At 51.4% G+C, this 8,307-nt stretch carries 9 protein-coding genes and 1 pseudogene; 9 read left to right on the forward strand and 1 reads right to left on the reverse strand.

The genetic code is table 11. The features are described from left to right. Positions 1-205 precede the first annotated feature (205 nt). From yqaB to luxS, 4 genes are all read left to right on the forward strand, one after another. On the forward strand, positions 206-772 hold the full coding sequence (yqaB, locus tag AU511_RS16120) for a fructose-1-phosphate/6-phosphogluconate phosphatase (RefSeq protein ID WP_094110288.1): 567 nt from the start codon (positions 206-208) through the stop codon (positions 770-772). Further along, positions 769-1,197 (forward strand): YqaA family protein, encoded by a 429-nt coding sequence (locus tag AU511_RS16125; protein WP_094110289.1) that lies wholly within the window; start codon positions 769-771, stop codon positions 1,195-1,197. The genes yqaB and AU511_RS16125 overlap by 4 nt, the downstream gene beginning before the upstream one ends. 82 nt (positions 1,198-1,279) lie before the next feature. Then, positions 1,280-2,833, forward strand: a complete 1,554-nt coding sequence (gene gshA / locus AU511_RS16130; RefSeq protein ID WP_094110290.1) for a glutamate--cysteine ligase — start codon at positions 1,280-1,282, stop codon at positions 2,831-2,833. A gap of 167 nt (positions 2,834-3,000) precedes the next feature. Further along, positions 3,001-3,516, forward strand: a complete 516-nt coding sequence (gene luxS, locus AU511_RS16135; protein ID WP_094101691.1) for an S-ribosylhomocysteine lyase — start codon at positions 3,001-3,003, stop codon at positions 3,514-3,516. 62 nt (positions 3,517-3,578) lie between these two features. Here luxS and AU511_RS16140 read toward each other — a convergent pair whose 3' ends face one another. Next, on the reverse strand, positions 3,579-4,373 hold the full coding sequence (locus tag AU511_RS16140) for a cytochrome C assembly family protein (protein ID WP_094101690.1): 795 nt from the start codon (positions 4,371-4,373) through the stop codon (positions 3,579-3,581). Positions 4,374-4,544: 171 nt separating this feature from the next. Between AU511_RS16140 and ffh the strand changes: the two are divergent. The 5 genes and pseudogenes from ffh (at position 4,545) to rplS (ending at position 8,081) form a co-directional block, all read left to right on the forward strand. Next, positions 4,545-5,905: pseudogene (ffh, locus tag AU511_RS16145) on the forward strand (signal recognition particle protein). Positions 5,906-6,063: 158 nt separating this feature from the next. After that, a complete protein-coding gene (gene rpsP / locus AU511_RS16150; RefSeq protein WP_026739736.1) occupies positions 6,064-6,312 on the forward strand; it encodes a 30S ribosomal protein S16 in 249 nt (82 codons plus the stop codon). A gap of 18 nt (positions 6,313-6,330) precedes the next feature. Beyond that, positions 6,331-6,879 (forward strand): ribosome maturation factor RimM, encoded by a 549-nt coding sequence (gene rimM, locus AU511_RS16155; protein ID WP_094101688.1) that lies wholly within the window; start codon positions 6,331-6,333, stop codon positions 6,877-6,879. Positions 6,880-6,916: 37 nt separating this feature from the next. Next, the gene (gene trmD, locus AU511_RS16160) at positions 6,917-7,669 is read left to right on the forward strand and encodes a tRNA (guanosine(37)-N1)-methyltransferase TrmD (protein WP_094101687.1); all 753 of its coding nucleotides are present in this window, start codon (positions 6,917-6,919) and stop codon (positions 7,667-7,669) included. 64 nt (positions 7,670-7,733) lie between these two features. Beyond that, on the forward strand, positions 7,734-8,081 hold the full coding sequence (gene rplS / locus AU511_RS16165) for a 50S ribosomal protein L19 (RefSeq protein ID WP_026739733.1): 348 nt from the start codon (positions 7,734-7,736) through the stop codon (positions 8,079-8,081). Positions 8,082-8,307: the final 226 nt, after the last annotated feature.

An 8,307-nucleotide genomic window follows, 5' to 3' on the forward strand; every position in this document is an offset into this window, starting at 1 on the left:
TTCTCTCTTAGATTTCCCCCCTTGCTTCTCTGCCTGAGTTCTTCATTACCTTTAATGTTGTTTTACGTTTCCCATGAGTTCTCTTCCTCCTATTTCTTACAGTCACCATAATGGCCTGTTTATTATATGGTTATTGAATAAGCGACAAGTTTTTGACTTTGCGCTAAAGTAGATATCCATTTTTTTAAAGTGCCATGGAGGCAAGATGTACGATCGCTATCTGGGCCTCATATTCGATATGGATGGCACTATTCTGGATACCGAGCACACCCACCGTCTGGCCTGGAAACAGGTACTTGCCCGGCGGGGGGCGCAGTATGATCCAGCGCCTCTCGTGGCACTCAATGGCGCGCCAACCTGGCGAATCGCCGAATTCATTATTACCAGACATCAGCTCGACCTCGATCCTTATCAACTCGCAGAAGAAAAATCTGCGCTAGCGATGGAAATGTTGCTGGACGCTGTCAGGCCTTTGCCGCTGATGGACGTGGTGAAGCATTATCACGGTCGGCGGCCGATGGCGGTTGGAACGGGAAGTCGACATGCGATGGCGGAACAGCTACTAAGCCATCTTGGGGTTCGGCACTATTTTGATGTGATAGTGGGCGCCGACGATGTAGAAAATCATAAACCGTTTCCCGATACCTTTCTTCGTTGCGCCGAACTGATCCAGGTGGCCCCTCAAGACTGCGTCGTTTTCGAAGATGCCGACTTCGGTATTGAAGCCGCGACGCGGGCAAACATGGACGTGGTCGATGTCAGAACGTTGTGAGTGAAGTCTGGTCTTTCATCTCGCTCTTCGGAAGCAGCTTTCTTAGCGCCACGTTATTACCCGGCAGCTCGGAGGTTGTGCTGGTATCGCTATTGGTCGCCAAAACGTCCAGCCCATGGCTTCTGGTTGCTATCGCAACCGCCGGGAATACGTTTGGTGGGTTAACCAACATGATCGTAGGCCGACTCTTACCCGAACGTCACAGCGGGGGAGGGCGAGCTATGGCTCAGGTCTGGTTAGAACGTTATGGTGTTGCTGCGCTATTATTTAGCTGGGTGCCTATCATTGGAGATATGCTCTGCGTCTTGGCGGGCTGGCTACGTTTACCGTGGGGACGAGCTTCGCTCTGTATTTTTATTGGGAAAGCGCTACGTTATCTTGTGCTGAGCTGGATGACGTTACAAGGGGTTGCATGGTGGTCCTAGCCAGTTTAAATCGCGTCGGATGGATGGCATCCGGCATCAGTTATGCTAACAACTATTACATATTAACTAACGGGAGGTCGCTTTGATCCCGGACGTATCAGAATCTCTGTCCTGGCTGGAACAACATCCTCAGGCCATCAAGGGAATTCAGCGAGGAATAGAACGCGAAACATTGCGTGTTATGGCCAATGGACAGCTGGCGCAGACCGGACATCCGGAAACGTTAGGGGCCGCATTGACGCACTCGTGGATCACCACAGATTTTGCTGAGTCTTTGTTAGAGTTTATTACTCCGGTTGATAAAGACATCCATCATCTGCTGACGTTCCTGCGCGACATCCACCGATATGTCGCTCAGCACCTGGGTGAGGAGAGAATGTGGCCGCTCAGCATGCCGTGCTACGTCGCTGCGGCAGATGATATTGAACTGGCCCAATACGGTTCATCCAATATTGGACGGATGAAGACGCTGTACCGCGAAGGACTGAAAAATCGCTATGGCGCTCTAATGCAGACCATATCCGGCGTGCATTACAATTTTTCTTTGCCGCTATCTTTTTGGCAGCAAAAAATGGGCGTGTTAGATGAAACCAGCGGGAAGTCCGCGATTTCATCCGGCTATTTTCAGCTGATCCGCAATTATTACCGCTTTGGCTGGGTCATCCCTTATCTTTTTGGCGCCTCGCCAGCTGTCTGCTCCTCGTTCCTTCAGGGAAAAGAATCCTCCATTCCTTTCGAGCGTACGGGAAATGGCCTTTGCTATCTGCCTTATGCCACTTCACTGCGTCTCAGCGATCTGGGGTATACCAACAAGTCGCAGAGCAATTTGGGCATTACCTTCAACGATCTGGATACGTATGTCGCAGCGGTTAAGCGGGCTATTGCCACTCCTTCCGAAGATTATGCTCGATTAGGCGTGAAACGAGATGGTCGCTACCTGCAGCTCAATACCAACGTTCTACAGATAGAGAACGAGTTGTATGCGCCAATACGCCCCAAACGTGTCACGCGCTCGGGAGAGAAGCCATCAGATGCTTTGCTGCGTGGTGGCGTCGAGTACATCGAGGTCAGATCGCTCGACATTAACCCTTTTTCACCCACGGGCGTCAGTGAAGAGCAGGTACGCTTCCTCGACCTGTTTCTGATTTGGTGCGCACTGGCCGATGCGCCGGATATGAGCAGTGAAGAGCTGCAATGTACCCGTAAAAACTGGAATCGCGTTATTCTTGAAGGGCGTAAGCCCGGACAAACCATTGGGATGGGCTGTGATTCGCGGCAGCAGCCGTTGGCTGATGTTGGGCGCGAGCTGTTTGCCGATTTACGTCGGGTAGCGGAATTGCTGGATAAGGAGCATGATGAACCTCGTTACCAGCAGGTCTGTGATAACCTAGTTTCCCAGTTTGACGATCCGGACAGCACGTTCTCAGGCCGATTGTTGAAAATGATGCTCGAAGAAGGGAGTGGCGGCGTCGGTTTGGCGCTGGCGGCCCAATATCGTGAAACTTTGCGAAAAGAACCGTTGGAAATCCTGACGGAAAGCCAGTTTATCGCCGAGTCTGAACGCTCAAGGCTGCGACAGCGACAGCTGGAATCTGAAGATAAACAAAGTTTTGATGAGTTTCTTGCCGCGCAATGACAGCGGGTAAAAAAGAAACGGCCACACCGGAGTGTGGCCAAATAAACATCTCTGTTAATAGGGATGATGATGATAAATGCGCGTCTTTCATATGTTATGACTTGCGCCAAGAAAAAAAGTTTCCTGGAAACCAGAAAAAAACATTTTTTCGATGAGGAGGTGGCAATATGCCATTACTAGATAGCTTTACTGTCGATCATACTCGTATGGCAGCCCCTGCGGTACGGGTCGCAAAAACCATGAAAACTCCTAACGGCGATACCATCACGGTCTTCGACCTGCGTTTCTGCCGTCCTAACCATGAAATCATGCCGGAACGCGGAATTCATACACTGGAGCATCTGTTCGCCGGTTTCATGCGCGACCATCTGAATGGTGAAGGGGTCGAGATCATCGATATCTCTCCGATGGGATGCCGCACGGGTTTTTACATGAGCCTGATTGGTACGCCGGATGAAGTCCGTGTGGCTAAGGCCTGGAAAGCCTCAATGGAAGATGTTCTGAAGGTAAAAGAACAGCGTAAGATCCCTGAACTGAATGAATTCCAGTGCGGTACGTTCGATATGCACTCCTTGACCGAAGCTCAGGATATCGCTCGTCATATCCTTGAGCACGATGTCCGGGTCAATAAGAATGATGAGCTGGCCCTGCCCAAAGACAAGCTGGCTGAGCTGCATATCTGACCAGCGTTGAGAGACAAAAAAGAGAGCATTAAGCTCTCTTTTTTTGTGTCTCAAACGTAAGTTTAATGAACGAGAAACGGATTGATCACGCGGCTGCCGAAATAGGACAACGTCAACAGTAATGCGCCTATGAGGTTGAAGTAAACCACGCGGCGACCCCTCCAGCCCTCATGGTAGTGTCCCCACAGCAGCAGAATATAGACGAACCAAGCCAGCAATGAGAACAGCGCCTTGTGGAGATTCTCTTTATTGTTGAGCAAGTCGCTCATGTAAAACATCCCGGTGCACAGTGTCAGCGTCAGTAGAATCACCCCGACCTGAGTGATGTGGAACATCTTGCGTTCAATGCTGAGCAGGGGCGGCATATCCGACGTAAATCCCAACATTTTATTCTTCAACATGTAATCCAGAGACGCCATCTGCAGTGCGTATAGCGCAGCAATCATCAGCGTGGCGTAGGCAAACAGCGCCAAGCCGATATGTACCATCAACCCAGGTTCATTTTCGAGATGAGTGATGAATTCGCCCGGCATAAACGTCGCGAAGGCCAAGTTTATCAGCGCGAAAGTATAGACAATGGGCAGCAGAAACCAGCCGCGATTGCGTGTGGCGACAAAGGTCATGACCGAACAGATCATCAGACTGACCAGCGATCCGATGTTAAGCAGGCTCAGATTTTGCCCGACGTAGACATCAAAGATGCGTTGATAGAGCGCCACGGCATGACAGGCAAGCGCGAGCACCGCGGAGGCTACCGCCAACCGACGATAGGCGCTGTTCTTTTTCAACAGGCTGGGAACAATCAGCCCCAGACTGAGCGAATAGGCCGCTAAAGCCACGATGGCGAAAAGAGACATAGCGTTAGATTATTTAATATCAACAGAGTAATAAGGACGGCCAGTATAGCCTTAGTCATTACGGCCCACCAACCTGTTATCCGTAAACACTCGCGGAGATTGCCGCCGCTTTCGTGTTATAATCCCCACCGTTCACGTCGCGATAGCGGCCAGTTTACGTTGAGCAGAGCTATGTTTGAAAATCTAACCGATCGACTATCGCGCACTTTGCGCAACATCAGCGCCGCGGCCGACTGACTGAAGAGAATATTAAAGAGACGCTGCGCGAAGTTCGCATGGCGTTACTTGAAGCCGATGTGGCATTGCCTGTGGTGCGTGATTTCATTAATCGCGTCAAGGAGCGGGCCGTCGGCCACGAGGTGAATAAAAGCCTGACGCCGGGGCAGGAGTTCGTCAAGATTGTTCAGAACGAACTGGTTGCTTCCATGGGCGAGGTCAATGCCGAGCTGAACTTGGCGGCGCAGCCTCCTGCCGTTGTCCTGATGGCGGGGTTGCAAGGTGCGGGTAAAACGACCAGCGTCGGTAAGCTGGGTAAGTTCCTGCGCGAAAAGCAGAAGAAAAAAGTGCTGGTGGTTTCAGCGGACGTGTATCGCCCTGCGGCGATCAAGCAGTTGGAAACGTTGGCGCAGACGGTTGGCGTCGACTTTTTCCCTTCCGACGCCGGTCAAAAGCCGGTTGATATCGTCAATCAAGCGTTGAAGCATGCCCAACTGCAGTTTTATGACGTCCTGCTGGTAGATACCGCGGGTCGACTGCACGTTGATGATGCGATGATGGATGAGATCAAGCAGGTCCATGCAGCATTGAATCCCGTGGAAACACTGTTTGTGGTTGATGCCATGACGGGGCAGGATGCGGCGAACACGGCGAAAGCGTTTAACGAGGCGCTGCCGCTGACCGGTGTGATCCTGACTAAAATCGACGGTGACGCCCGTGGCGGCGCGGCGCTGTCTATCCGCCATATCACTGGCAAGCCGATCAAATTCCTCGGCGTCGGTGAAAAGACGGAGGCACTGGAGCCGTTCCACCCGGATCGTATCGCGTCCCGTATTCTGGGAATGGGGGACGTTCTGTCCCTGATCGAAGAGCTGGAAACCAAGGTCGACCGCACCCAAGCTGAGAAGCTGGCGAAAAAGCTGAAAAAGGGTGACGGGTTCGACCTGACCGACTTCCTTGACCAGCTTAAGCAGATGCGCAACATGGGCGGCATGGCCAGCATGATGAGCAAGCTGCCGGGAGTGGGCCAACTGCCGGATAACGTCAAGTCACAGATGGATGACAAGGTTCTGGTGCGTATGGAAGCCATCATCAACTCCATGACGCAGAAAGAGCGCGCTAAACCTGAAATTATCAAGGGATCGCGCAAACGCCGTATCGCCATGGGTTCTGGCATGCAGGTGCAAGACGTCAATCGGCTGCTGAAGCAGTTTGACGACATGCAGCGCATGATGAAGAAGATGAAAAATGGCGGCATGGCGAAAATGATGCGCGGAATGAAAGGTATGATGCCACCGGGCTTTCCGGGGCGCTAACGTCTGATGTTTTACCGCGGCGTAGAAAGTATTCGGGGATGAAGCACGCTTTAGATTGCTTTTTACGCCAAAATGAGTAAAATTTTCGGGCTTTTTATATGACACTGGGCCCCGTTCCTCGATGGGGCCCGGTTGTTTTATTCACTAAAGAGGATGTTATGGTAACTATTCGTTTGGCACGTGGCGGCGCTAAAAAACGCCCGTTCTACCAAGTCGTCGTGACCGATAGCCGCAATGCGCGCGACGGTCGTTTTATTGAGCGTGTAGGTTTCTTCAACCCGATCGCAACCGGTCAGGCAGAAGCACTGCGTCTGGACCTGGATCGTATCGAGCACTGGGTTGGCCAGGGCGCTACCGTTTCTGATCGCGTTTCTGCGCTGATCAAAGACGCTAAAAAAGCAGCATAACCTGTTGCGGTGGTGACAATGAGCAAGCAGCTTAGCCCTCAAGCCCCTACAAACCCGGTAGTCCTCGGGAAGATGGGGTCGACGTATGGCATCAGAGGTTGGCTCAGAGTGTTTTCCTCCACCGAAGATGCCGAAAGTATTTTTGACTATCAGCCCTTGTATCTCCGGAATAAAGGCGGTTTGCAGCTCATCGAAATAGAGAGCTGGAGACACCATAATCAGGACCTGATCATCAAGATCAAAGATGTTGAAGATCGGGATGCAGCGAATCTGTTGACCAATTGCGAGATTGTTGTCGACGTATCTCAGCTTCCTGAGCTGGATGAGGGTGATTATTACTGGAAAGATCTTATTGGCTGTGAAGTCGTGACCGTTAACGGTTACGGGCTGGGCAAAGTCATCGATATGATGGAAACCGGTTCGAACGACGTAATGGTGGTAAGAGCTAACCTGAAAGATGCTTACGGGGTCAAGGAGCGGTTAATTCCGTTCCTGACAGAGCAGGTGATCAAGCATGTTGACCTTTCTACTCATCGTATTGAAGTAGATTGGGATCCTGGTTTTTGATTTCCGTACAACGACCAGTAACGAGTGGAACGAGACTATGTGGATTGGGGTAATTAGCCTGTTTCCAGAAATGTTCCGCGCCATTACTGATTATGGAGTCACAGGCCGGGCAGTAAAAAATGGCCTGCTGAGCGTAGAATATTGGAGTCCGCGAGACTTCACCTACGACCGGCATCGCACCGTGGACGATCGCCCTTATGGCGGCGGTCCCGGGATGCTGATGATGGTGCAACCTTTACGGGATGCGATTCATGCAGCTAAAGCAGCGGCAGGCGAAGGCGCTCGGGTGATTTATTTGTCACCACAGGGCCGCAAATTAGATCAGCAAGGCGTACGTCAACTTGCTACAAATCAGAAGATGATTCTGGTTTGTGGACGGTACGAGGGAATTGACGAGCGCGTAATCAAAACCGAAGTCGACGAAGAGTGGTCTATCGGTGATTATGTGCTCAGCGGCGGCGAGCTGCCGGCAATGACGCTGATTGACTCTGTTTCCCGGTTCATCCCGGGAGTGCTGGGTCATGAAGCTTCTGCAGAAGAAGACTCTTTCGCGGATGGATTGCTGGATTGCCCCCACTTCACCCGGCCCGAAGTATTGACGGGGATGGAAGTGCCGGCAGTTTTACTGTCAGGAAACCATGCTGAAATACGTCGCTGGCGTTTGAAGCAGTCGCTGGGCCGAACCTGGCTTAGAAGACCTGAACTTCTGAAAAGCCTAGCTCTGACTGACGAGCAAACAACGTTGCTGGCTGAATTCCAACGGGAACATCAGTCTCAACAAGAGTACTAGGGGGGCCGCTGGCACAGCGCCGGGCGAACCCATATATCAGTTTACCTAGGGTAAGAGACATATTATGAGCAACATCATTAAACAGATCGAACAAGAGCAGATGAAGCAAGACGTACCTTCATTCCGTCCGGGTGATTCCGTGGAAGTTAAGGTATGGGTCGTTGAAGGTTCTAAAAAACGTCTGCAGGCATTCGAGGGCGTGGTTATCGCTATTCGTAACCGCGGTCTGCATTCTGCATTCACTGTTCGCAAGATTTCTAACGGCGAAGGCGTGGAACGTGTATTCCAGACGCATTCTCCAGTAGTGGACAGCATTACTGTGAAACGCCGTGGTGCCGTACGTAAAGCGAAACTGTACTACCTGCGTGAGCGTGCTGGTAAGTCTGCTCGTATCAAAGAGCGTCTTAACTAAGAACGCGCTTTCGCGACATCCGAAAGTCGATATAAAACAAGGGGTTGACCATTGGTCAGCCCTTTTTTTTGTCACTCTTAAACCACCGCCTAAGGAGGTGGTGAGCGTTCCTGTGGGGCTTTGCCCGTAGGGTGCTCATGCTAAATACTGCCCCAGTTTGTTACCAGAAAATAAGGGAGTAAATAGTATGAGCAGATATGAATCCGCTTCACACGTATTCTATCGC

Source organism: Lonsdalea iberica, assembly GCF_002111585.1.
Lineage (GTDB): Bacteria > Pseudomonadota > Gammaproteobacteria > Enterobacterales > Enterobacteriaceae > Lonsdalea > Lonsdalea iberica.

Bases quoted from the DNA above. Each gene is read 5' to 3' on its own strand.
- luxS (WP_094101691.1), top strand. From the start codon at position 3,001: ATGCCATTACTAGATAGCTTTACTGTCGATCATACTCGTATGGCAGCC.
- rpsP (WP_026739736.1), top strand. From the start codon at position 6,064: ATGGTAACTATTCGTTTGGCACGTGGCGGCGCTAAAAAACGCCCGTTC.
- yqaB (WP_094110288.1), top strand. From the start codon at position 206: ATGTACGATCGCTATCTGGGCCTCATATTCGATATGGATGGCACTATT.
- rimM (WP_094101688.1), top strand. From the start codon at position 6,331: ATGAGCAAGCAGCTTAGCCCTCAAGCCCCTACAAACCCGGTAGTCCTC.
- AU511_RS16140 (WP_094101690.1), bottom strand. From the start codon at position 4,373: ATGTCTCTTTTCGCCATCGTGGCTTTAGCGGCCTATTCGCTCAGTCTG.
- rplS (WP_026739733.1), top strand. From the start codon at position 7,734: ATGAGCAACATCATTAAACAGATCGAACAAGAGCAGATGAAGCAAGAC.
- trmD (WP_094101687.1), top strand. From the start codon at position 6,917: ATGTGGATTGGGGTAATTAGCCTGTTTCCAGAAATGTTCCGCGCCATT.